General features: G+C 69.4%; 19 protein-coding genes. 2 read left to right on the top strand and 17 right to left on the bottom strand.

Annotated elements, in window-relative coordinates; genetic code table 11:
- The first annotated feature begins 31 nt into the window (after positions 1–31).
- Complete coding sequence (locus DEBA_RS16145) at positions 32–1,387, top strand: alkaline phosphatase family protein (RefSeq protein ID WP_013260020.1); 1,356 nt, start codon at positions 32–34, stop codon at positions 1,385–1,387.
- Positions 1,384–2,001 (top strand): adenylyl-sulfate kinase, encoded by a 618-nt coding sequence (gene cysC / locus DEBA_RS16140; protein WP_013260019.1) that lies wholly within the window; start codon positions 1,384–1,386, stop codon positions 1,999–2,001. Before DEBA_RS16145 ends, cysC begins: the two co-directional genes overlap by 4 nt.
- 302 nt (positions 2,002–2,303) lie before the next feature.
- Here cysC and lon read toward each other — a convergent pair whose 3' ends face one another.
- From lon to DEBA_RS16055, 17 genes are all read right to left on the bottom strand, one after another.
- On the bottom strand, positions 2,304–4,742 hold the full coding sequence (lon, locus tag DEBA_RS16135) for an endopeptidase La (protein ID WP_013260018.1): 2,439 nt from the start codon (positions 4,740–4,742) through the stop codon (positions 2,304–2,306).
- Between the two features lie 27 nt (positions 4,743–4,769).
- Positions 4,770–5,150 (bottom strand): Hsp20/alpha crystallin family protein, encoded by a 381-nt coding sequence (locus DEBA_RS16130; RefSeq protein ID WP_013260017.1) that lies wholly within the window; start codon positions 5,148–5,150, stop codon positions 4,770–4,772.
- Between the two features lie 198 nt (positions 5,151–5,348).
- A complete protein-coding gene (locus DEBA_RS16125; protein ID WP_013260016.1) occupies positions 5,349–6,263 on the bottom strand; it encodes a nitroreductase family protein in 915 nt (304 codons plus the stop codon).
- A gap of 79 nt (positions 6,264–6,342) precedes the next feature.
- Positions 6,343–8,067 (bottom strand): sulfoacetaldehyde acetyltransferase, encoded by a 1,725-nt coding sequence (xsc, locus tag DEBA_RS16120; protein WP_013260015.1) that lies wholly within the window; start codon positions 8,065–8,067, stop codon positions 6,343–6,345.
- 200 nt (positions 8,068–8,267) lie between these two features.
- The gene (gene priA, locus DEBA_RS16115; RefSeq protein WP_013260014.1) at positions 8,268–10,520 is read right to left on the bottom strand and encodes a replication restart helicase PriA; all 2,253 of its coding nucleotides are present in this window, start codon (positions 10,518–10,520) and stop codon (positions 8,268–8,270) included.
- Positions 10,517–10,948, bottom strand: a complete 432-nt coding sequence (locus DEBA_RS16110) for a hypothetical protein (RefSeq protein WP_043814726.1) — start codon at positions 10,946–10,948, stop codon at positions 10,517–10,519. The genes priA and DEBA_RS16110 overlap by 4 nt, the downstream gene beginning before the upstream one ends.
- Before the next feature lie 40 nt (positions 10,949–10,988).
- Complete coding sequence (locus tag DEBA_RS16105; protein WP_013260012.1) at positions 10,989–12,329, bottom strand: hypothetical protein; 1,341 nt, start codon at positions 12,327–12,329, stop codon at positions 10,989–10,991.
- Between the two features lie 56 nt (positions 12,330–12,385).
- Positions 12,386–13,750 carry an alkaline phosphatase family protein gene (locus DEBA_RS16100; protein WP_013260011.1) on the bottom strand — a complete coding sequence of 455 codons (1,365 nt, stop codon included), beginning with the start codon at positions 13,748–13,750 and terminating at the stop codon, positions 12,386–12,388.
- Positions 13,732–14,634, bottom strand: coding sequence for a deoxyribose-phosphate aldolase (gene deoC, locus DEBA_RS16095; RefSeq protein WP_013260010.1), 903 nt, complete (start codon positions 14,632–14,634; stop codon positions 13,732–13,734). The genes DEBA_RS16100 and deoC overlap by 19 nt, the downstream gene beginning before the upstream one ends.
- An 18-nt stretch (positions 14,635–14,652) precedes the next feature.
- The gene (gene aroQ / locus DEBA_RS16090; protein ID WP_013260009.1) at positions 14,653–15,087 is read right to left on the bottom strand and encodes a type II 3-dehydroquinate dehydratase; all 435 of its coding nucleotides are present in this window, start codon (positions 15,085–15,087) and stop codon (positions 14,653–14,655) included.
- Positions 15,084–16,154: a chorismate synthase gene (aroC, locus tag DEBA_RS16085; RefSeq protein WP_013260008.1), complete on the bottom strand. Its 1,071-nt coding sequence runs from the start codon at positions 16,152–16,154 to the stop codon at positions 15,084–15,086. Before aroC ends, aroQ begins: the two co-directional genes overlap by 4 nt.
- A complete protein-coding gene (locus DEBA_RS16080) occupies positions 16,154–17,716 on the bottom strand; it encodes a bifunctional shikimate kinase/3-dehydroquinate synthase (RefSeq protein ID WP_013260007.1) in 1,563 nt (520 codons plus the stop codon). Before DEBA_RS16080 ends, aroC begins: the two co-directional genes overlap by 1 nt.
- Positions 17,709–18,539 (bottom strand): shikimate dehydrogenase family protein, encoded by an 831-nt coding sequence (locus DEBA_RS16075; RefSeq protein WP_013260006.1) that lies wholly within the window; start codon positions 18,537–18,539, stop codon positions 17,709–17,711. The genes DEBA_RS16080 and DEBA_RS16075 overlap by 8 nt, the downstream gene beginning before the upstream one ends.
- On the bottom strand, positions 18,536–19,801 hold the full coding sequence (gene aroA / locus DEBA_RS16070; RefSeq protein WP_013260005.1) for a 3-phosphoshikimate 1-carboxyvinyltransferase: 1,266 nt from the start codon (positions 19,799–19,801) through the stop codon (positions 18,536–18,538). The genes DEBA_RS16075 and aroA overlap by 4 nt, the downstream gene beginning before the upstream one ends.
- Positions 19,798–20,838: a 3-deoxy-7-phosphoheptulonate synthase gene (aroF, locus tag DEBA_RS16065; protein WP_013260004.1), complete on the bottom strand. Its 1,041-nt coding sequence runs from the start codon at positions 20,836–20,838 to the stop codon at positions 19,798–19,800. The genes aroA and aroF overlap by 4 nt, the downstream gene beginning before the upstream one ends.
- 110 nt (positions 20,839–20,948) lie before the next feature.
- Positions 20,949–21,533, bottom strand: coding sequence for an anthranilate synthase component II (locus tag DEBA_RS16060; protein WP_013260003.1), 585 nt, complete (start codon positions 21,531–21,533; stop codon positions 20,949–20,951).
- Positions 21,533–22,921: an anthranilate synthase component I family protein gene (locus DEBA_RS16055; RefSeq protein ID WP_013260002.1), complete on the bottom strand. Its 1,389-nt coding sequence runs from the start codon at positions 22,919–22,921 to the stop codon at positions 21,533–21,535. The genes DEBA_RS16060 and DEBA_RS16055 overlap by 1 nt, the downstream gene beginning before the upstream one ends.
- Between the last annotated feature and the right edge of the window lie 189 nt (positions 22,922–23,110).

The raw sequence follows: 23,110 nt of genomic DNA, 5'->3' as shown, positions 1-23,110 counted from the left end.
AGACGAAATGTCATTGGATCAAGGGGGTTAGGTGGGCATATTCAAAAAATTCCTCAAGCGGGAAAAAATCCGCGAGCGGCTGTTCGTTCTGAGCATCGACGGCCTGCCCCATTCTTTCCTGGCCGAACCCAGCGGGCGCATGCTCATGCCCAACCTGGCGGCGGTGACGGCCAGCGGGGCCATGGGTCGGATGAACTCCGTATTGCCCACGGTCAGTTCGGTGGCTTGGGCCTCCTACGCCACCGGAGTAAATCCTGGCAAGCACGGTATTTTCGGCTTTGTCGACCGCGTGCCCAGCCCCTTCGCCACCTGGGTGCCCACCGCCCGCGACCTGAAGGCCCCAACGCTTTGGGAGCTGATCGGCCGCACGGGCAAGGAAGTGGGCGTGATCAACGTGCCCTTGACCTACCCGCCGCGCCAGGTCAACGGCTTCATGGTGGCCTGCTTTCTCAGCCCCGATCTGGCCAGCGCCACCTATCCGCCCGAGTTGACGCCCCAGTTGCTGGAGCTGGATTATCGCATCGAGGCCGAGAGCGCCTTGGCCGGCCACGACCAGAACGCCTACCTGGCCGATCTGCAAGACACCATGGCCCGTCGCTTCAAGGCGGCATTCCAACTGATCCATTCGCAATCGTGGGATTTTTTCCACCTGCACGTCATGGGCAGCGACCGGGTCAACCACTTTCATTGGGGCAGTTGGGAAGACAACGCGCCCGGCGCGGCCGGCTTCGAGAACTTCTATCGTCGGCTCGACTCCTACATCGGCGAGTTGACCGAGCACCTGCCGCCGGGCTGCCGGCTGATGATCCTCAGCGAGCACGGCTTCACCAGGGCCAAGGGCAATGTTTTCGTCAACCGCTGGCTGGAGGAAAACGGCTACCTGCTCTTTGGCCGCGGCCGCAAGGAGCTGAAAAACATGCACCCCGACAGCCGGGCCTACAGCCTGGTGCCGGGGCGCATCTACATCAACCTCGAAGGCCGCGAGGAGCGGGGCCGCGTCAACGCCGGCAAGGCCTACGAAGACCTGCGCGACGAACTGATCCACCGCCTGGCCGCCCTTTGCCACCCCGAAACCGGCCAACCCGTGGTGGAGGCGGTGCTGCGCCGCGAGGAGATCTACAGCGGCCCGCACACCAGCCGCGCCGCCGACCTGATCATCGCCCCGGCCGCCGGCTTCGACCTCAAGGCCAACCTTTCGGCCCCGGCCGTGGTGCGCCCGCCCGATCTGGGCGGCGTGCACACCTACGACGACGCCTTCTTGTTCATCCAAAGCGCCGCCGCCCTGCCGGCCCACAACACCTTCTCGATCATCGACGTGACGCCGACGATACTCAAAATCATGAACATCGCCGCGCCACAGAGCATGGATGGGCGCGTATTGCTATGACCGAAAAAGGCTTCACCGTCTGGCTGACCGGGCCGCCGCGTTCGGGCAAGACCACTCTGGCCGGGCTGCTGGCCCAGGCCCTGCGTGAACTGGGCCGTCAGGTCCAGGTGCTCGACGGCGACGAGGTGCGCAAAGTCCTCTGCGCCGACCTGGGCTTCAGCCGCCAGGACCGCCGGGCCAACAACCTGCGCACGGCCTACGTGGCCTCGCTGTTAAACGATCACGGCGTCTGCTGCCTGGTGGCCCAGATCGCCCCCTACGCCGCCGATCGCCAGGAAGTGCGCCGCCGCCTGGCCGACTACGTCGAGGTGTTCATGGACTGCCCCCTGGAGCAGCTGATCAACCGCGACTACAAGGGCATCTACGCCAAGGCCCTGGCCGGCCAGCTCAAGGGCGTCACCGGCGTTGACGACCCCTACGAGCCGCCCCTGGATCCGGAGGTCCACTGCCGCACCGACCGCCAGAGCCCCCAGGATAGCCTGGCCCAGGTGCTGGAGTATCTGCTGCGCGCCGGCTTGTTGGCCACGGCCGCGCCGGCCGGGCAAGAGGCGGCCTACACCCCCGAGCAGGAGGCCCTGATCCGGCGTCGCCTGGCCGACCTGGGCTACCTCTAGCCGCCGGGGCGCCTCGCCCAAAGTCAAGCGGCCGCCCTCTTCCCACGCGGAAAAGGGCGGCCGATCTTTTTTGAGGGGCTTGCGGCCTCTACTTGAGAGCGCCGCACGGGGGCGTCCTGCCCCGTGCAGCATCGGCTTGGCAAAAGCGCGGTTTTGCCAAGCCTCGCAAATCGCTAGCCTAATCAGGCTCGCGATTTGGCGCGCCGTCCATGGCGCGCTTCGGCCGCCGCACGGTGAAATTCATGTTTCACAGGTTACCATCTGTTTTTACAACATTTGTTATGTTTCACCGTGCAGCGGCCTCATTTGTGCTTGGCCTTGGCCGACGACTTGGTGGCCAGGGCCCAGCGGGGCACCTGGTCCATGCGCTCGGCAAAGTGGAAGACCAGCCCCTGGCGGGCCGCCTCGGGCACGTCGGTCAGGTCGCGTTTGTTCTGGGCCGGCAGGATGATCTCCTTGATGCCGGCGCGCTTGGCGGCCAGGACTTTTTCCTTGATGCCGCCCACCGGCAGGACCATGCCGCGCAGGGTGATCTCGCCGGTCATGGAGACGTCGGGACGCACCTGGCGGTCGGTGAGCAGGCTCAGCAGGGCGGTGTAGAGGGTCACGCCGGCGCTGGGCCCGTCCTTGGGGATGGCCCCGGCGGGCACGTGGATGTGCAGGTCGCGTGTCTTGTGGAACTCGGGGTCGACGCCCAGGCGTTCGGCGTTGGCCCGCACGTAGCTGACGGCGGCCTGGGCCGATTCCTTCATTACGTCGCCCAGTTGGCCGGTGAGGGTCAGGCGGCCCTGGCCGGGCATGTCGGTGGCCTCGACAAAGAGGATGTCGCCGCCGGTTGGCGTCCAGGCCATGCCGGTGGCCACGCCGGGCATGGCCGTGCGCATGGCCGCCTCGGGGCTGAAGCGCGCCGGCCCGCGAATCTCCTGCAAGTCGGCCCGGCCGACGACGATCTTGGCCGTTTCGCCCTCGGCCACTTTGCGCGCCGCCCAGCGGCAGACGGCCCCGATCTCGCGCTCGAGGTTGCGCAGGCCGGCCTCGCGGGTGTAGCCCTGGATCAGGGCGTTGATGGCCCCGTCGTTGATGGCCAGGTTGGCCGCGCCCAGGCCGTGAAGCTTGCGCTGGCGCGGGACAAGGTAGCGCTTGGCGATCTTGAGCTTTTCCTCGGCGGTGTAGCCGGGGATCTCGATGATCTCCATGCGGTCGCGCAGGGGCGCGGGGATGGTGTCGAGGACGTTGGCGGTGGTGACGAACATCACCTTGGAAAGATCAAAGGCCACGTCCAGGTAGTGATCGCTGAAGCTGCGGTTCTGCTCGGGGTCGAGAACCTCCAGCAGGGCGCTGGAGGGATCGCCGCGAAAATCAGCCCCCAGCTTGTCGATCTCGTCGAGCATGAGCACGGGGTTTTTGGAGCCCACGCGGCGGATGCTCTGGATGATGCGGCCGGGCATGGCCCCCACATAGGTGCGGCGGTGGCCGCGAATCTCGGCCTCGTCGCGCACGCCGCCCAGGCTGATGCGGCTGAACTTGCGGCCCATGGAGCGGGCGATGGAGCGGCCCAGTGACGTCTTGCCCACGCCGGGCGGGCCCACGAAGCACAGGATCGAACCCTGCACCTCGGGGTTGAGCTTGCGCACGGCCAGAAACTCCAGGATGCGCTGCTTGACCTTGTCCAGGCCGAAGTGGTCGTCCTCGAGGATCTTGTGGGCGGCGTCGATGTCGATCTGGTCGGCGGTGGTCTGGTTCCAGGGCAGATGGGTCATCCAGTCCAGATAGGTGCTGATGACGTGGTACTCGCTGGAGCTGGAGTGCATCTTGGCCAGGCGCTTGAGTTCGCGCTGGGCCTCCTTGTCGGCCTCCTCGGGCAGATGGGCCTCGGCCAGGCGGGCGCGCAGATCCTCGACCTCGCTTTCACCGCCTTCGTCGGCCTCGCCCAGCTCCTGCTTGATGGCCTTGAGCTGCTGGCGCAGATAATAGTCGCGCTGGGTCTTGTCCAGGCCTTCCTTGACCTGACTCTGGATCTTGCTGCCCAACTCCAGCACCTGGATCTCGTGGTTGAGCAGGGTGGTCACCCGGCGCAGGCGCTCGCGCACGTCGATGGCCTCGACCACGCTCTGGCGGTCCTCGGGCCCCAGCTTGATGGTGCTGGCGGCCAGGTCGCACAGCGCGCCGGGGTCGTCGATGCCCACCGCCAGGGTCGAAAGCTCCTCGGGCATGTGCGGGGCCAGATCGAGCATGCGCTTGAACAGGCCGCGCAGGTTGCTGAACAGGGCCATGGTCTCCATGTCGTTGGTGACCAGGTCTTGCACCGGCTCGATGGTGCCCACCAAATAGGGCTCGGTGCGGGTCAACTCGACCACGCGGAAGCGGCTGAGGCCCTGGGCCACCAGGCGCATGGCGTTCTGGTCTTCTTCCTTATTCATGCGCAGGATCAAGGCCACCACGCCCACGTGGTGAATCTGGTCCATGCTCTCGACCTGGGCCGAGGGCGTCTCGCCCTTGATGGCCACCAGGCCCACCATCTTCTGGGCTGTCAGCACGTCGTCGATGAGCCGGGCGTGCTTTTGGTCGGAGACGAGCATGGGCAAGACCATGCGCGGGAACATGGACATGTCCTTGACCGGCAGGATGGGCAAGCTATCGGGTATATGCATGCGGCTTTCGCGGCCAGAGGGGCGTTCGTCGTCGCCGTAATCCACCTGGACGTCCACCGGTCCGTTGGGCTTCATTCTATCTTCGGTCATGACAGCCTTCCGTAGGTCGCGGGTAAATCAGGCCATGTCCACGATGACTTTGTGGCACAAGGGCGCTTTGGGCAGGCGTACGCGCAGGATGCCGTCGTCGGCCTTGGCCCTGACGCCGTCGGCCAAAAACGGCACCTTGATGCGAAACGAGCGCACAAAGGCCCCGGAGTGGATCTCCATGCGGTGGAACTTGGCGCCGGGCTCGGAGCAAGTGGCTTGCCGCGTGCCGTAGACGCGCACCACCTCGCCGTCGACGATGACCTTGAAGTTATCCACCGAAACGCCGGCGGCCTCGACCACCAGCACCACTTCCGTATCGGTTTCGTAGATGTCCACCGCCGGGGTCCAGCCGCCGTGGTCGGACTGGTCCTGCTGATCCAAGCCTTGGAGAATCTGGCGTAGTCTCACTCTAACTCCCCCGTGGGCGTATGCGTCGACGGCCCAATGGCCAAATGTTCAGTTAACATAAGCACTGCCCCCCGCCTTGGCCAGGGCGGGCGGCCCGAAAAATGCAAGCGCCACCGCCCCGCGCCGAGCAACGGGCCACATCTTCAATCATAAGCGTCCGGGGAAGGATTTAGAAACGGCTTTTTCGGCCCGCGCGGCTCAGCCCTCGACCCAACGCACGGGTCGGCTCAGGCGGCCGGCCTGGCTGATGAACCTTTCGCGGCAATAACCCAGGGCCAAGACAACGTGGGCCGTCTCGGCGGCGGGCAGGCCCAGCACGGCCTTGGCCCTGGGCCGACGGGCCAGGGCGCTGACGGCAAAGCCGATGAAGCACGAGCCCAGGCCCAGGGCGTGGGCGGCCAGCATGACGTTCTGGCCGGCCAGCAGGCAGTCGGCGGCGGGCATGCCGCCTTCGTCGGCGGCGCTGATGATCATGGCCGCCGGCGCGCCATAGAAAAAGCGGTCCACCCGCCGGCCGCGCCACAGGCCCACCCGCAAGATCATCGATTCCAGATAATCGCGGCGATAGTCGGCCAACTGACGACGGCCCAGCAAGGCCATGACCGCACGGGCGGCCGGGTTTTGGGCCAGGCGATTGACGGCGGCGAAGGCCGTGGCCACTTCGTCGACGAGCCGTTCCACCGCCGGCCTGGTGGCCAGCAGCGTGAAGGCCCAGGGCTGATAGTTGCTGGCCGAGGGGGCCAGGCGACCAAAGGCGGCCAGATCCTCCAGCAGGCGCCGGTCCACTGGCTGGGGCGCGAAATCGCGGCACGAGCGCCGTGAGCCCATCAGCCGGGCCAGGTGGGCCGCGTCGAAATCGCCGGGGGCCAGGCTGGAGCGGTCCAGGGCAAAGCCGCGCATGCTCACCGCGCCGGCCCCCGGCCCCATGGCCGGCACGCCCACCGCGCCCGTGGGGCAGACGGCCAGGCAGTGGCCGCAAAGGATGCAGCGCTGGCCGCTGACCACGCTTTTGCCGGCGGCCAGGGTGAAGGCCTGGGCCGGGCAGGTGACCACGCAACGGCCGCAGCCGATGCACTTTTGCGCGTCGATAACGGTGCTGATTTGCCGGTCCACGGCCCGCCTTTCCCGCTTGGAGGTTGTTCGCGCCCGGCCAGGCAGGCGGGGCCGGGCGCGAACAGAGGGGTCGATAAGCTTATTTGGCCCGCAAGTGGGCGTATTTTTCCAGATGCCGCTCGGGCATTTTCAGGGCGTCGCGGCGGAAGGGCTCGGCCAACACCCGCGCGCCGCCCTCGATCTTGGCGTTGATCACGCAGGGCCTACCCGAGGCCACGGCCTCGCGCACCACGTCGCCGACCTGATCGGGCGCCTCGACCACGTAGCCCTTGGCCCCCATCACCTCGGCCAGCGCGGCGTAGTCCGGGTTGGCGGGCAGGTTGGCCCCGACAAAACGACTTTCGTAATAATCTATCTGATTTTTCTTCTCGGCGCCCCATTCAAAATTGTTGGCCACCACGGCGATGACCGGAATATCCTCGCGCACGGCGGTCATGACTTCCTGGATGCCGCTGATGCCGTAGGCCCCGTCACCCTGGAAGCAGAACACCGGGCGCTCGGGCGCGCCGATCTTGGCGCCCATGGCCGCGCCGTAGGCAAAGCCGCAGTTGCCCCAGCTCAGGGCCGAGATGTGCTGGCGCGGGCCGTTGAAGCGGAAATAGGCGTTGCACATCGAGGAGTTGTTGCCGATATCGGTGGCGATGATCGAACCGGCTGGGATGGCTTGGCTCAGCTCGCTCAGAAAACGCCGGGGGTGCATGGGCTTTTCGTTGGAGGCGCTCCACTGGGCCAGTTCGTCGGCCCAGATCTGCTTTTCGCGGGCCACGTCGGCCAGGCGCGCGGCGTCGGCGGCCAGGCCGGGCCGCAGCTCCTTGACGGCCGCCAGCAGGGCCGGCGTGTATTCCTTGACGTCGGCGCAGGAGGCCACGTCGACCCGCTTGCTCAGGCCCAGCACCTCGATGTTGACGTCCACCTGGATGATCTTGGCCGTCTTGGGCCAATAGTCGATATCGTATTGCGGCAGCGTGCCAAAGGGCCCCAGGCGGCTGCCCAGGGCCAGGACCACGTCGGCCTTGGCGATCAGGCGCATGGCCGCCTTGGAGCCGCAATAGCCGATGGGCCCGGCGGCCAGGGCGTGCTCGGCCGGGAAGGTGTCGTTGTGCAGATAGCTGTTGACCACCGGCGCGCTGAGATATTCGGCCAGGGCCGTCAGCTCCTCGACCGCGTCGGCCTGGCTGACGCCGCCGCCGGCCAAAATCACCGGGAACTTGGCCTCGGCCAGCAGGCGGGCGGCCTCTCGCAGGCTTTGCACCGAGCCCAGGCCCCGGCTGACGCGGGCGGTGGGATAGATCTCGTCGTGGCACAGGCCGTAGAAAAAGTCGCGGGGGATGTTGAGCTGGGTGGGGCCATTCAAGTTTTTGGCCATGTAGAAGCAGCGCCGGGCCAACTCGGCCATGCGCTGGGGCTGGTTGACCCGCACCTGATAGACGGTCTGTTTCTCGAACATGGCCATCTGGTCCAGCTCTTGAAAGCCGCCCGTGCCGATGCCCATGGTCCCGGTCTCGGGGGTGATGGCCACCACCGGCGAGTGGGCCCAATAGGCCGCCACCATCGCCGAAACGAAGTTGGCCGCGCCGGGGCCGTTCTGGGCGATGCAGGCCTGGGGCCGGCCGCTGACCCGGGCCAGGCCGTCGGCGGCGTGGGCGGCGGCCTGCTCGTGGGCCACGGGAATGAAGCGGATGCCCGCCGCCGGGAACAGGTCCAGGGCGTCCATGAAGGCGCTGCCCACGATGCCGAAGACGTTCTGCACGCCTTCGGCGACCAGGGTTTCCACCAGCGCCTCGGAAGGGGTCATCTTGGGCATTTTATCCTCCTGCAATGCCAAAAAAAGGCCACGGGCCACGGCCGCTCGCGGGCCGCGCCTGGTTGTTGACGCGCTTTGGCCGGCCGGTTCCGCCGCGCGCCGCCGTTGAAAAGCACCTCGCGCCGCTCCTTGACTGACCGGACAGTCAGGAGATTAGCGCCCTTTGGGCTTCATTGTCAAGGCATTTTTCGCGGCCAAACTCAGGCCATGTTCAGCGGGTCCACGTCCACCAGCAGCCGCGCGCCGGCCGGCAGCGGGCCCAGGCGGTGCAGGGCCAGGTTGAGCAGGCGCGAGGCCGCCGCGGCGCTGGGGGCCTTGAGCATGATCTGCCAGCGGAAGTGATCCTTGGCCTTGGCCAGGGGGGCCGGGGCCGGGCCCAGGGTCTGGATGTCGGCGGCGAGGTCGCCTTGGGCGGCGCGCAGTTCACGGCCCAGGGCCAGGGCCGTTTGCTGGGCGACGGCTTGGTCTTTGGCCTCCAGGCGCAACAGCGTGATGCGGCAAAAGGGCGGATAGCCCAGGGCGCGGCGTTCGGCCAACTCGTGGTCGTAGAAGATCTCGGGCTTGTGGCTGGCGGCGGCGCGCACGGCGTGGTGGGCCGGGTCGTAGGTCTGGATGATCACCCGACCCTGGTCCTGGCCGCGGCCGGCCCGACCGGCGGCCTGGGTCAGCAGGGCGTAGGCCCGTTCGGCGGCGCGGAAGTCGGGCATGCCCAGGGCCTGATCGGCCAGCAGCACGCCCACCAGGCCGATGCCGGGGAAGTGATGGCCTTTGGTGATCATCTGGGTGCCGACGATCACGTCCAGGCGGCGATCGGCCATGGCCCGCAGGATCTCGCCCAGCTTGGCCGGGCTGCCGGCGGCGTCGCGGTCGAGCCTGGCCAGGCGCAGTTGGGGCTCCAACCGGGCCAGGGCCTGGACCACGGCCTCGGAGCCCAGGCCCAGGGGTTTCATTTGCGCGCCGTCGGCCCCGCAACTGGGGCATTGGGCCGGCGGCCGGGCCAGGTGGCCACAGGCGTGGCAGATCAGCCGGGGCGGATCGAGGTGCAGGCACAGGGCCAGGCTGCAATGGGGGCAACCCACGGTCTTGCCGCAGGCCGGGCAAAGCAGGGCCGGGGCGAAACCGCGACGGTTGATGAACAACACCGCCTGACGGCCGGCGGCGGTCTCCTGGCGCAGGGCCTGGTGCAGGCGCGGGCTGAGAAAGCCGGCGGTCAGCCGGCCGCAGGAGCGCAGATCGACCACCTCGACCTTGGGCAGGCTGGCCCCGGCCACGCGGCTGGTCATGGCCAGGGTGGTCAGGCCGCCGTTTCTGGCCCGGGCCAGGGTGGTCAGCGCCGGGGTGGCCGTGCCCAAGACTACCGGGCAGGCCTGTTCCTGGCCGCGCAGCAGGGCCAGATCGCGGGCGTGATAGCGCGGGCCGTCCTCGTGTTTGTAGGCCTCGTCCTGTTCCTCGTCGACGCAGATCACGCCCGGGTCGTCCAGCGGCGCGAACACCGCCGAGCGCGCGCCCACCACCACCCGCGCCCGACCGGCGGCGATGCGCGCCCACTGATCGCGCCGGGCCGCCGGGCTCAGGCCCGAGTGCAGCACGGCCACCGTCTCGGCCCCCAGGCGCTGGGCCAGCAGCCCTTGCAGGCGCAGGCACAGGCCGATCTCCGGGGCCAGCACCAGCGCGGCGCGCCCCTGCTCCAAGGCCTGGCGACAGGCCTGGGCGTAGACCTCGCTCTTGCCCGAGCTGGTCACGCCATAGAGCAAAAACGGCTCGAAGCGCCGCGCCCGCGCCGCCGCGCCGATGGCCGCCACGGCGGCCTCTTGCTCGGCGCTAAGGCGCTCTGGCGCGGGCTCGTGGCCGATGGGCCGGCCCAGGATATCCTTGCAGACCGGCTGCTGGCCCACGGCCAGCCAACCGGCCGACTCCAGGCCCTTGACCAGGGCCGTGGCCCGGGGCCACCGACGGCGCAGCTCGGGCAGGGCGGTGGGGCCATTTTGGCGCAGATAGTCAAATAATTCGCCAGCTTGACCGCGCAGCTCCGGCGGCTGACCCAGGGCCTTGGCCGAAAGCCGCGCCACGGCGACCTGGCTGGCCGCCGGCACGCCGGCCGCGCCCAGCGCGCCCAAGCCCGCCGGCAGCGACATGGCCAGCATCTGGCCCAAGGGCGCGTGATAGTGGGCCGCCGCCCGTTGATAAAAATTCAAAAGCGCCGGTGGGATCATCTGCGGGCCGCCGGCGGCCTCCAGCACGTCGTGGATGGGCCGCAGGCCGCTGACGTCGCCGCGCTCGGGCCGGGCCAGGGCGAAGGCCAGCGCGCGCCGGCCGCGCAGCGGCGCGATCATGCGGCAAAGGGGCCCAATCAGCGGGACAAGATCATCGGGCGCGGCGTAGCTCAGGGCCTTCCACAGCGGCGCGGCCACCGCCGCCTCCACTCGCCAGCCCAGGTTTTGGGCGGCGCTCATCGGAAGAGGGCGTCCAGGTTTTCCTGCCAGCGCAGTTGGCGCACCAGCCAGCGGTCGGCGGGCTTATAGAACGTAAACTGCCAGACCAGCGAGGTTTTGTTGTAGTTTTCCAGATAGTTGAAACGAACCAGCCCTTCGCCGGCCTCTTGCCGGCCCAGGTAGGTCACGCTGATGAGCGCGTCGCCCTTGGCCCTGATCGTCTCGCGCTGGCTGAAAAACTGCATGGCCAGGATGCGTTCCTCGTCTTGGCCGATGGCGTAGTGGGGCCGCAATGGTTCGAGCACGGCGTTCAGATCGCCCTTGGCTACGCCTTGGGCCGCCAGATCGCAGAGGGCGCGGCATTGGGCCAGGCTCTCCAACGGCGGCGTCACGGCCGCGTCGGGGGCTGGCGCGGCCCAGGCGCTGGCGGAGACCAACAGAAATATCATCAGTAACAACAACCGCTTGGCCACAATAGTCCTCTCGTTGTCAGACCTTTTGCAGGCGCAGGCCCGTGATGTTTTCGGCCCAGGTCATGAAGCCCGGCCGTCGCTCCTGCATCAGCATGGCCTTCAGCGCCGCCTCGGTGTCGGCGGCCGATTTCCAGGCGCTGATGGGCTCCAGCAACGCCCGACGCACGAAGGCGGTGGGCAGCAGGAAGTTTACGTCGCCCTGCACGGGTTGGAAGTATAGATAGCCGTTTTTGACCGACACCGGCATGGAAAGGCCCCGTCGGCGCACCTCGGCGGCCATCTTGGCCGGGTTGGGGTAGTGGTTGATGTTTTTGTTCAAAAAGGCGATGTCTTCGTTGCGCACCCCGCGCAGTTGGAACGACTCGATCATCACGTCGCGGCCGAGCTGGGGGTCGTGGTAGAGCGCGCCGCCTTTTTGCGGATTGCGCGGGTTGTTGGCCACCACCTCCATGACCATGCCGAAGCCCTGGCCGCCCAGTTCCAGGGCCGTGGCCAGGCCGGTCAGGTCCAGCGCGCCGTTAAGGTAGCCCAAGTCCTCGATATTGAACGAGACCTTGTCGACCATGCCCTCCAGCAGCATGCGATATTCGTCCCATTCCAGGAAACGCTTGCCGCCGCTATCGATGCGGAGGATCTGGCGATTCATCGTCGATTGCATGAGCATCTGGCCGTGGTTGTGCAGGCGCTTGGGCGCGGCCAAGTCGTAGGCCCAGCCGCCGCCGGGCCGCAGGTCCAGCCCGTGGAAGGAGCGCTGGATCATGAACAGCGCCTTGGCCGGATCGAAGCCATAAAAATTGGCCTGGCTGAAATCGGCCATGATGCGTTCGGCCGAGGTCTCACCGACGATGATCAGCAGCCACTGCCGGCCCAGCACCGTATCGGGGCTCAGGCCGGCCTCCTGGGCCAGCACGCCCAAGTCCCAGGCCAGTTGCAGCATGTGCCGCCGGCCCAGGGACATCGCCGACAGGGCCGTTGGCTTGACGGCCAGCTTGCCCAGGCCCATGTCGCGCAAAACCGCCGGGGTCAGGTCGCTGGCCGGGCTCAGCAGATACTTGGGCCCCAGGCCCAGGCGGGTGGCCTCGCCGGCGCAGGCGTGCTCCAAGAGCACCTCGCCGCGCAAAAGGCTCTGGCGGGCGGCGTCCAGGGCGGCCGGCGATGGCTGGTCGATGATCAGCACGTCCTGGGGCGGGCGCAGGCGGCCCAGGCGCGGATATTCGTTGAGCGCGGCCTCGTCGCGGGCCACGGCCTCGATGCCGGCGTAGCCTTGCAGGCGCTGATCGGCGATGGCCGCGCAGGAGGCGATATAGGCGGAAAAGTCTTTCAAATCGACGGGGCTGGGCGTTGCGGGGTCGAGCATTTCCTTGGCGTCTCGCTTTTTTCGCGGTGAACTGATGTGACGCGAGCGTCATTGTTTCAGTTTAACGCGATTTGACCGCCGATGGCAAACGGCTCGCGCAGGGCCAGCCCCTGGGCCAGCCAGCGACCCAGGCCGGCCACGGTGGTCGGCGGGGCTTGCTGGCTGGCCGGCAGGCAGCAGGCCAGGGCCCCGTGGGGCCGATGCGTGCCGCAAAGATGGCTCAGGCCAAAGACGCCCGGCCGGTCCAGGCCGGCGCGCAGGCTGTAGCCGGGGGCGGCCACGGCCACCAGATCGGGGGCGTTTTGCAGGTTGGGCCCGTGGTAGAGCCGCTGGCCCAGGTGAACCTGGGCGATGGGCCGCTCCTGGCGCAGGGTCGGGCCGGCGGGGCCGTCTTCCAGGCGGTTGAAGCGCAGCTCCAGAAGCCCCGTGGCGATGCGCTCCAGCAGTTCTTGGGCCTGGCGGCCCGGCCGCAGCCGCCCGCCGGCAAAGCGCCCGGCCCAGTGCAGGTGGATGCGCCCCGGGTCCAGGGCCAGGGCCAGGGTCTCGGGCAGGATGCGTTCGTTGGGCGGCTGGCCCTCCACGGCCAGCAGGCCCTGCTCACGCAGCCAGGGATTGAGGTAGACCTCGGAGCGGATGGGCCCGAAGGCGTGATCGGCGGCCAGGACCAACCGCGCCCGGCCGTCGGCCAACTCGGCGGCCAACTCGCGCCGCAGGCGGCCCAGATAGTCGTCGATGCGGCGATAGATCGCCGTGGCCGCCGGGGCCAAGGGGTGCTCGTCTTGCCACAGGGCCGGCCAGGCAAAGTGGTTGACGCGGTCGGTGTCGGTGATGACGGCGATAAACAGCGGCCAGCGCTCTTGGGCCCAGATATCCTCGAACACGGCCAGGCGGGTGGTCAGGGCCTGGTCGATGTCGGCCAGCAAGGCCGCGACGTCGTGGCGGCCCTGCTCCAGGTCGGCCTCGGGCCGATAGCCGGCGGCGTCCAGGCGGGCCAGCAGGGCCGGCGGATGCACGCCGCCGGCCAGCTCCGGGCAGACAAAGCCGCTGATCATCACGCCGTCCAGGGCCTGGGCCGGATAGGTCAGCGGCACGCCCAGCACGGCCGCGCGCAGGCCCTGGCGGTCGGCCAGCTCCCACAGGCGCGGGGCCAGCACGTCGCGGCTGTCGGCGCAGGCCACGCCGTGGGCCCCTGGCCGGGGGTGGGCAAAGCCATAGACGCCGTGGACGCCGGGCTCCTCGCCGCAGAAAAGGCTTGTCCAGCACACCGGTGAGACGTCGGGCAGGGGCGAATCCGTGGCCCAGGCCGCGCCCTCGGCCATGATCCGCCCCAGATTGGGCATGACGCCGCCCTGGGCCAGGTGGCGGGCCAGGTCCAGGCCCACGCCGTCGAGGCCCACGAAGATCAGTCTTCGGCGGGCCACCGCAGCCTGGCTTGTTCGATGATTTGCACGCCGGAGCTCGTGCCCAGGCGGCTGGCCCCGGCCTCCAGCAGGGCCACGGCCTGGTCCAGCTCGCGGATGCCGCCGGCCGCCTTGACGCCCAAACCGGGGGCGTTTTGCCTCAGCAGGGCCACGTCGGCCGTGGTGGCCGGGCCAAAGTGGCCGGTGCCGGTTTTGAGGAAGGCGGCCCCGCTGTGGGCCATGGCCCGGGCCACGCGGGCGGTCAGCTCCGGGCCGAGTTCCGAGGTCTCCAGGATCACCTTGACCACCAGCGGCGCCACGGCCGCGACAATGGCGGCGATCTCGTCGACGGCCTCATCCAGCCTGTCGGAGGCCACCAGGCCCCGGTTGATCACCACGTCCAGCTCGGCCGCGCCCAGCCCGGCCAGCTCCAGGGCCTCTTGCAGCTTGCCGGCCCTGGTCTGGATTCCCAGCGGAAAGCCCACCACCGAGCACAGCGTCACCGCCGAGCCTTCCAGCAGCCGGGCCGCCCGGCCCACCAGCCAGGGGCTCAGGCAGGCCGCGCCAAAGCCGTGCTCCAGGCACTGGGCCACGTGGCCCTCCAGATCGGCCTGGCTGGCCGCCGCGCCCAGCAGGGTGTGCTCGATGGCCTGGGCCAGGGCCAGAACATCGGCCGCCGGCGGGGCCTCCAGGGCCAGCAATTCGGCGTCGATCTGGCGGGCCAGCTCCAGTTGGGCCTCGTCGACCAAAAGCATGGCAAAGCCCTTTTGCGTGACGTAGAGCCCGTCGTAGGCCGTATCGTGAAAACCGCGCAAGCGGCAGTCCACGCCCCGGCCCAGCAAGGCGTCGCGCCACAGGTCGGCCTGGAACCGGTTGTCCATCCGCCGCAGTTCGACCATGGCCATGGCTGTGGGCTCCTTTTTTTAGCGGGGCAGGTTGCGGGCCAGCCAGAGCACGGCCAGGGCGTAGGATTCGGCCCCGAAACCGGCGATGACGCCCTTGGCCGCCCCCGAGAGCAGCGAAACCTGGCGGAAGCTCTCGCGGGCGTGGGGGTTGGTCAGGTGCACCTCCAGCACCGGCGCGGCGCAGGAAAGCACGGCGTCGCGCAGGGCCACCGAGGTGTGGGTGTAGGCCCCGGCGTTGAGGATGACTCCGGCCATCTCGCGGCCGGCCCGCTGGATGGCATCGACCAGCACGCCCTCGTGGTTGGATTGCAGGCACTCCAGCTCCAGGCCGTGCTGGGCGGCCAGGGCCCCGGTCTGGGCCTCGATGTCGGCCAGGGTCTGGCTGCCGTAGAGGCCGGGTTCGCGCTGGCCGAGCATGTTCAGGTTGGGGCCGTTGAGCAAAAGTATTTTCATCGCGCCGCTCCGGCAAGGGCCCGCTGGGCCAGGTAGGCGTCGGCCAGGACCAGGGCGGCCATGGCCTCGGCCACCGGCGCGATGCGCGGGCAGAGGCAGGGGTCGTGGCGGCCCTTGATCTGGATGAGGCGTGGTTGGCCATCCAGGCCGATGGTTTGTTGGGGCCGGCCGATGCTGGGGGTGGGCTTGACGGCCAGGAGCATGGTGATCTCCTGGCCGGTGGAAATGCCGCCCAGCACGCCGCCGGCGTTGTTGCCGCGAAAGCCATTTTCGTCCATGGCGTCGTTGTTCTGGCCGCCGCTCCGCTGGGCCACGGCAAAGCCCGCGCCGATCTCCACGCCCTTGACCCCGCCGATGGAAAACATCGCCCCGCCCAGGCGGGCGTCGAGCTTGCCAAAGACCGGATCGCCCAGGCCGGCCGGCGCGCCGCTGACGACCAGGCGCACCAGGCCGCCCACGCTGTCGCCCTCGGCCCTGGCTTGGGCGATCCGCTCGGCCATGGCCGGGGCCGCGTCGGGGTCGGGGCAGCGCAGGGGGTCTTGCGCGGCGAAATCCCAGTCCAGGCGCGCGGCGCGCACCTGGCCCACGGCCGCGGTGCAGGCGCGGATGACCACGCCCAGCGGGGCCAGGATGGCCCGGGCCACGGCCCCGGCGGCCACGCGGCCCACGGTCTCGCGGCCCGAGGAGCGGCCGGCGCCCCCGCCGGGCTGGGGCGGCGCGCCGTACTTGGCGTGATAGGCGAAATCGGCGTGGCCGGGCCGAAAGACACCAAGCAACTCGCCATAGTCCTTGGAGCGGGCGTCGGTGTTGTGCACCACCACGCACAGCGGCGTGCCCAGGGTGCGGCCATCGGCCAGGCCCGAGAGGATTTGCGCCGTGTCGGCTTCCTTGCGCTGGGTGACGTAGGGGCTGGTCCCCGGCCGGCGGCGATCCAGGTCGCGCTGGATCAGGGTCTCGTCGATGGCCAGGCCGGCGGGCAGGCCGTCGATGACCACGCCCACGGCCGGGCCGTGGCTTTCGCCAAAGGTGGCGATGCGCAAAATCTGGCCCATGAAGCTGCCAAACATCAGACGGCCTCCAGTGCGGCCAGGGCCCTGGCCAGCTCGTCGGGCGTCAGGTCGTCGACCACCAGCGGCCGGCCCACGCCCTCCAGCAGCACGAAGACGACCTTGCCGCCGGCGTTTTTCTTGTCGTTTTGCATGATCGGCCAGGCCTGCTCCACCGGCGGCAGGGCCACCGGCCGGCCGCGCAGCCGGGCGCAGACATCGATCACCCGCTGGGCCAGATCGGCGGCCAGCAGGCCCCGCTCCAGCGAAAGGCGCGCGGCGACGATCATGCCCACGGCCACCGCCCGGCCGTGGCTGATCTTATAGTTGTGCCAGCTCTCCACGGCGTGGCCGTAGGTGTGGCCCAGGTTGAGCACGCGGCGCGGGCCTTTTTCGCGGAAATCGGCGCTGACCACGCGGGCCTTGGTCTCGGCGGCCAGATGGGCGCAGGCCGCCAGACCGCCCAGATCGCCGGCCAAAAGGGCCTCCAGGCGCTGGTCAACCAGATCGAACAGCTCGGGGCGGCCGATCAGCCCGGTCTTGTAGGCCTCGGCCAGGCCCTCGGCGCGCTGGGCCCGGGGCAAGGTCGACAGGGCCCACAGATCGAGCACCACCGCCAGGGGCGCGGTGAACAGGCCCACGATGTTTTTGGCCGCCGGCAGGTTCACCGCCGCCTTGCCGCCCACCGAGGCGTCCACGCAGCCCAGCAAGCTGGTGCTGACCAAAATGAAATCCATGCCCCGCTTGTAGGTGGCGGCGACAAAGGCCCCCAGGTCGGTGATCATCCCGCCGCCGATGGCCACCAGCAGATCGCCGCGCTCGACGTTGGCCGCAAGCAGCGCGTCATAAACGCGGCGCGCGCCGGCCAGGGTCTTGGTGGCCTCGCCCGGCGGCAGGATGACTTGGGCGGCCGGTTGCAGCCCGGCGCACAGCCGCGCCAGGTGCAGGCCGGCCACGCGGCTTTCGCTGAGGACGATCACCCGCCGGCCGGCGCACAACTCGGCCAGTTTGGCCGGGGCCTGGAAGGTGGCCGTGACCGGGCAACGCTTGCCCTCCAGGCCGGCGTCAAAGACGCGCTGGGGCGTGATGGCCGCCAGCACGGCGGCGGCGGCTTGCTGGGGCAGCAGGCCCTCGGTGTCGACGGCGTGGTCGCAGTCGGCGTAGGCCTCCTGGCGCTGGGCAAACAGGCGCTCGACCGCCGCCGCGTCGCGCCACAGGGGCCGCGCGGCCGTCTCCAGCGGGCCAAGGCGGCGCGCGCAGTGCTCCAGCCCGGCCCGCAGCCAGACGATGCGCCCGCCGTCGGCCCGCATCAGCGCGCGGTTGGCCGGGTTGGCCGCCACGCCTCCGCCGGTGGCCGCCACCAGGCCCCGCCTCCGGCTCAGCCGGGCCAGCAGGGCGCTTTCGGCCTGACGGAAGGCCGCCTCGCCGCGCTGGGCAAAGACCTCGGCGATGGGCTGGCCAAAGTGGCGCGTCAGCTCACTGTCCATGTCAACGAACTTGCGGCCCATGGCCCTGGCCAACAGCGCGCCCACGGTGGACTTGCCCGAGCCCATGAAGCCGGTCAGAAAGATATTTTCAGGCATGATAGTCTTCCAGGGCCTCGAAGTAATCCCCCGCCGGGATGTCCAGGCCGGTCCACAGATAAAACGAGCGCCGGGCCTGCAAGGCCAGCATGGTCAGGCCGTCGCTGAAGGCCCGATCACGGGCCAGGGCCGCCGCCTTCCAGAAATTATCGGCCCGACCATAGTTTATGTCGAGGGTCAATCCGCCGGCCGGCAGGGGCAGGGCCAGAATGCGCCGGGCCAGCTCGGGCGCCTCGGCCGGGCTGGAGGCCGCCGTGGCGTTGACCAGAAGCTCCGCCGCCGGGCAGGCGTCCTCGATGGCGGCCCAGGCCAGGGCCTGCGCGCCAAAGTCCGCGGCCAGGGCTTGGGCCGCCTGGTCACGGCGGGCGCTCAAGAGCACCCGCGCGCAGCCGGCGCTTTTCAGCGCCCAGAGTAGCGCCCGGCTGGCCCCGCCGGCCCCCAGCACCAGGGCCGTCTTGCCGGACGGATTGAAGCCGCCGTGGGCCAGGGCGTCGAGAAAACCGCCGGCGTCGGTGTTGTCGCCGATCAGCCGCCCGCCCTGGTTGATGATGGTGTTGACCGCGCCGATGGCCTGGGCCAGGGGCGCAAGCTCGTCGAGAAACTCGATCACCGCCGCCTTGTGGGGCACGGTGACGTTGAGGCCATCCATGGCCCTGGCTTCGGCCACGGCCTGGCCGACAAGCTCCGGCGGGGTGGGCAGGGCGACGTAGACGCCTTGCAGGCCGTGCTTGGCCAGGACATGGCCGTGCATGCGCGGCGAAAGCGACTTGCGCGCCCGCTCGTCGCCCAGGATGCCCAGGCGATAAAAGCGCTCCGCGCTCACGAGGCCATGCCGGCCAGCCGCCGCAGATCGTCGTTGAAGGCCGGGTGGCTGATGGCCATGCAGGCCTCGTCGTCGATCCGTGGCCAGCCGCCGGCCAGCAGGCCGGCCACGCGCAGGACCATGGCGATGCGGTGGTCGCCAAAGGATTTCAGCGGCGCGTCGGGCAAACGCAGCGGCGTGGGGCCGCGCACGATCAAGTCGTCGCCCTCGGCCCGCAGGTCCGCGCCCAGGGCCCCCAACTGGCCGATGATCGCCGCCAGGCGGTCGCTTTCCTTGACGCGCAGCTCGCCCACCTGGCGAAAGACACTGACGCCGTGGCACTGGCTGGCGGTCAGGGCCAGGATCGGCGCTTCATCGATGATGGCGGCTATCTCGGCCGCGCCGACTTCCACGGCGCGCAGCTCGGGCGAAAACTCCACGCCGATGTCGCCCCAGGGCTCGGGGTCGTCGCCTTGCCTGCGAACGTCGACGCAGCCGCCCATGCGCTCCAGCACGCGCAGCCAGCCCAGGCGGTTTTCGTTGAGCAACACGCCCTGGGCCACCAGCCGGCTGCCGGGGAGGATCGCCGCGCCGCAGCAGAAAAAGGCCGCCGCCGAGGCGTCGGCCGGCGTCCAGATTTGCGCGGGCAGGCGCAGCAGGCCGGGCCAGACCGTGCAGCTCAGGCCGTCGCGGCGGATTTGGGCCCCCCACTGGGCCAGCAGGCGCTCGGTGTGATCGCGGCTGGCGGCCGGTTCGTTGACGGTGGTGGGGCCATCGGCTTGCAGGCCGGCCAGCAGCAGGGCGCTCTTTAGCTGGGCCGAGGCGACGGGCAGGTCAAACTGGCCGCCGCGCAACCCGCCGCCCTGGATGATCACCGGCGGCCGACCGCCGGCCGCGCACTCGACCCGCGCGCCCATGCGGCGCAGCGGTTCGGCCACCCGCTCCATGGGCCGGCCGCGCAGCGATTCATCGCCATCGAGGACGAAACGGCCGCCCGCGCCGGCCAGCAGGCCCATCAAAAAGCGCATCGTCGTGCCCGAGTTGCCGCAGTCGATGGTCTGGCCGGGGCGCAAGCGGCCGGCCGCGCCGCTGAGGATCACCCGCTCGCCCACCCGCTCGACGCCACCGCCGAGGGCGGCCACGGCGGCCAGGGTCGAGGCGCAATCGGCGCTGGGCGAAAAGCCGCCCACCTCGCAGCGGCCCTGGGCCAGCAGTGATAAAAGGCCCAGGCGGTGGCTGATGGATTTGTCGCCGGGCGGGGTCAGTTGGCCGACAAGCTTCACGGGTTGACTCCGGGGATGGTCTTGCCCACGGCTTGGGCCACCAGGGCCAGGCGCTTCATCAGATCGTCGAAGGCAGGCAGGTCGATGGTCTGGCGACCGTCGGAAAGGGCCTTGGCCGGCTCGGGGTGGACCTCGATCATCAGGCCGTCGGCCCCGGCGGCCACGGCGGCCAGGGCCAGGGCTGGCACCAGTTCGCGCTTGCCGGCGGCGTGGGAGGGATCGACCACCACGGGCAGGTGGGAATTCTGCTTGAGGATGGGCACGGCGGCCAGGTCGAGGGTGTTGCGCGTCTCGGTCTCGAAGGTGCGGATGCCCCGCTCGCAGAACATGACCTGCTGATTGCCCCGGGCCAGGATGTATTCGGCGCAGAGCAACAGCTCCTTGACCGTGTTGCCCAGGCCCCGCTTCAGGAGCACGGGCTTGTCCACCTCACCGGCGGCCTCCAGCAGGGCGAAGTTTTGCATGTTGCGCGCCCCGATCTGCAACACGTCGGCGTAGCGGGCCACCAGCTCCACCTCGTGGAAGCTCATCACCTCGGTGACCACCGGCAGGCCGGTCAGCTCCCTGGCCTCGGCCAGGTATTTGAGGCCCTCCTCGCCCAGGCCCCGGAAGGAGTATGGCGAGGTGCGCGGCTTGAAGGCCCCGCCACGGATGGCCCCGGCCCCGCTGGCGGCCACGGCCTGGGCCGTTTGCAGCAGGTTTTCGCGGCACTCCACCGCGCAGGGGCCGGCGATGACCATCAGCTCCGGTCCGCCGATGCTCCGCCCGCCCATGCGCACCACCGAGGTCTGCTGCTCGGGCCCGCGCCAGACCAGCTTCCAGTCGGTGTGGAAGTCCGAGACCTCCTCGACGCCGGGCATGTCGGAAAGGACAAAGCGCAGGTCGTCGGTCAAGTGCTTGCTGACCGCCTCCACCACGCCCAGCACCACCTTGGGCCCCGGCGAAATGATGCGCACCTTCAGCCCGCGCCGCTCCATGGCCGCGATCACCGCGGCGACCTGGGACTTGGGGCAACCCTCGCGCATGGATACAACCATTGTCGTTCGCTCCCGCTCGGTCGATGGGGCGCGGGGCGTCTTGCCCGCGCCATGGGCAATAATACAATGAACGCCCCGAGGCTCAAGGACTTATCGTGGCCGGCCGCCGATCAGGCCGCCGCCCGCCGGCCGTGGGCCTCCACGAAGTTGCGCAGCAGCGCAAGGCCCTGGGGCGTGGCCGCCGATTCGGGATGAAACTGCACGCCCTCGATCATCAGCTCGGCCGCCCGCAGGCCCATCACCTCGCCCTCGGTGGTGAAGGCCGAAACCACCAGCGGCGTGGTCACGGTCTCCTCGGTGACGATCAGGCTGTGATAGCGCGTGGCCTCCAGGGGGTTGCGCAGGCCGGCGAAGACGCCCTGGCCGTCGTGAAAGATGCGGCTGAGCTTGCCATGCACCGGCGCGATGGCCCGCCGCACCAGCCCGCCAAAGGCCTGGCCGATGCACTGGTGGCCCAGGCAGACGCCCAAGATGGGAATGCGCCCGGCATAGTCGGCGATGACCTGCATGCTGATCCCGGCGTCGTCGGGCTTGCCCGGCCCCGGCGAGATGACGATGGCCTCGGGGTCGAGGCGGCCGACTTGGGCGGCGCTGATGGCGTCGTTGCGCTCGACGCGCACGTCCTTGCCCAGTTGGCCCAGGGCCTGGGCGATGTTGTAGGTGAAAGAATCGTAGTTGTCGATGATGAGGATCATCACACGCCTCCTTGGGCGGCCAGGCGCAGGGCGGCCAGGGACTGGGCGGCCTTGTGCTGGAGTTCCTTGTATTCGTATGCGGGCACCGAATCGGCCACGATGCCCGCGCCGACCTGCACGGTGATCTTCTGGCCCATAAACTGGATGATGCGGATGGCCAGGCAGGTGTCCAGGTTGCGGCCGGGGCCAAAGAAACCCACCGCCCCGCCGTAGGGCCCGCGCGGGCTTTGCTCCAGTTCGTGGATGATCTCCATGGCCCGCACCTTGGGCGCGCCGCTGACGGTGCCGGCCGGGAAGGCGGCCATGAAGGCGTCGACCTCGTCGAGCTCGGGCAGCAGGTCGCCGCCCACCTCGCTGACCATGTGCATGACGTGGCTGTAGCGCTCGACGATCATGAACGGATCGACGCCCACGCTGCCGTAGCGGCAGACCCGGCCGGCGTCGTTGCGGCCCAGGTCCACCAGCATCAGGTGCTCGGCCCGCTCCTTTTCCGAGGCCAGCATCTCGTCCTCCAGGGCCTTGTCCTTGACCGGATCGGCGCTGCGGCCCCTGGTGCCGGCGATGGGCTTGAGCTTGAGCCGGCCGCCGTTGACCTTGATCATCGTCTCGGGCGAGGAGCCCACCAGGCGCAGATCGCCGAAATTGAGATAGAACATGTAGGGCGAGGGGCTTTTGACCCGCAGCCAGCGATAGACGCTCAAGGGGTCCATGTCGCTTTCGCCCTCGAAGCGATCGGAGGGCACGACCTGGAAGATATCGCCGTCGAGGATGTATTCCTTGGCCCGGCGGACCATGGCCGCGTAACGTTCGGGCGGCGGGTCGCGCAACTCCAGGCTGGCCGGGCCGGGCGGGGCCGGCAGGGGGCCCAGCAGGCGCTGGCGGGTCTCGGCCAGGCCATCCTGGCAGGCCTGGGCGCTCTGGTCGATGGCCACCAGCACCAGCGCCCGACGCAGGTGGTCGAAGATGACCAACCGGCTGGGATAGGCCAGTTGCGCCGTGGGCGGCTCGTCGGTCATGGCCCCGGGCAGGCGCTCCAGGAGCAGGGCCGCCTCCCAGCCCACGTAGCCGACCAGGGCCCCGGCAAAGGGCAGGCCCGCGGGCAGATCGACCTTCAGCTCGGCGCGGATGCGGCGCAGCAGCGGAAAAAACTCGGCCGCCGGATGCATGGCCTTTTGGTCGCCCACGGTCAGCTCCACGCCGGCCGAACCCAGGCGCAGGCCGGCCAGCGGCCGCCAGGCCACCACCGAATAGCGCCCGGCCGTCTCGGACCATTCGCCGCTCTCCATCAAGAACGAGCCGCCCTGGCCCGCGCACAGCTTCAGATAGGCCGACACCGGCGTTTCGGTGTCGGCCAGCAGCTCCATGGTCAGCGCCGTCAATTCGGCCATTTTTTCGGCTCCCCTTGGCGAAGGAAACAAAAAACCCACCGCCGGGCGGTGGGTCACTCGCGCTTGTCATGCCGGAGGCTAGGCTGGCAAGAGGCCTCCGACGCGCAACCCACCGCCGCGCGCGCGCCACCGCCGCCAACCGCCGCGTTGGCGGGCCGCCAGAGTGGCGATGACGTTTGTGGCTTGGGC

The organism is Desulfarculus baarsii DSM 2075, assembly GCF_000143965.1.
Classification (GTDB): domain Bacteria; phylum Desulfobacterota; class Desulfarculia; order Desulfarculales; family Desulfarculaceae; genus Desulfarculus; species Desulfarculus baarsii.
This window is presented reverse-complemented; position numbering and strand designations above follow the sequence as displayed.

Coding starts and splice junctions, on each gene's coding strand:
- cysC (WP_013260019.1), top strand. CDS start 1,384: ATGACCGAAAAAGGCTTCACCGTCTGGCTGACCGGGCCGCCGCGTTCG.
- lon (WP_013260018.1), bottom strand. CDS start 4,742: ATGACCGAAGATAGAATGAAGCCCAACGGACCGGTGGACGTCCAGGTG.
- xsc (WP_013260015.1), bottom strand. CDS start 8,067: ATGCCCAAGATGACCCCTTCCGAGGCGCTGGTGGAAACCCTGGTCGCC.
- priA (WP_013260014.1), bottom strand. CDS start 10,520: ATGAGCGCCGCCCAAAACCTGGGCTGGCGAGTGGAGGCGGCGGTGGCC.
- DEBA_RS16110 (WP_043814726.1), bottom strand. CDS start 10,948: ATGATATTTCTGTTGGTCTCCGCCAGCGCCTGGGCCGCGCCAGCCCCC.
- DEBA_RS16105 (WP_013260012.1), bottom strand. CDS start 12,329: ATGCTCGACCCCGCAACGCCCAGCCCCGTCGATTTGAAAGACTTTTCC.
- deoC (WP_013260010.1), bottom strand. CDS start 14,634: ATGGCCATGGTCGAACTGCGGCGGATGGACAACCGGTTCCAGGCCGAC.
- aroQ (WP_013260009.1), bottom strand. CDS start 15,087: ATGAAAATACTTTTGCTCAACGGCCCCAACCTGAACATGCTCGGCCAG.
- aroC (WP_013260008.1), bottom strand. CDS start 16,154: ATGTTTGGCAGCTTCATGGGCCAGATTTTGCGCATCGCCACCTTTGGC.
- DEBA_RS16080 (WP_013260007.1), bottom strand. CDS start 17,716: ATGCCTGAAAATATCTTTCTGACCGGCTTCATGGGCTCGGGCAAGTCC.
- aroF (WP_013260004.1), bottom strand. CDS start 20,838: ATGGTTGTATCCATGCGCGAGGGTTGCCCCAAGTCCCAGGTCGCCGCG.
- DEBA_RS16060 (WP_013260003.1), bottom strand. CDS start 21,533: ATGATCCTCATCATCGACAACTACGATTCTTTCACCTACAACATCGCC.
- DEBA_RS16055 (WP_013260002.1), bottom strand. CDS start 22,921: ATGGCCGAATTGACGGCGCTGACCATGGAGCTGCTGGCCGACACCGAA.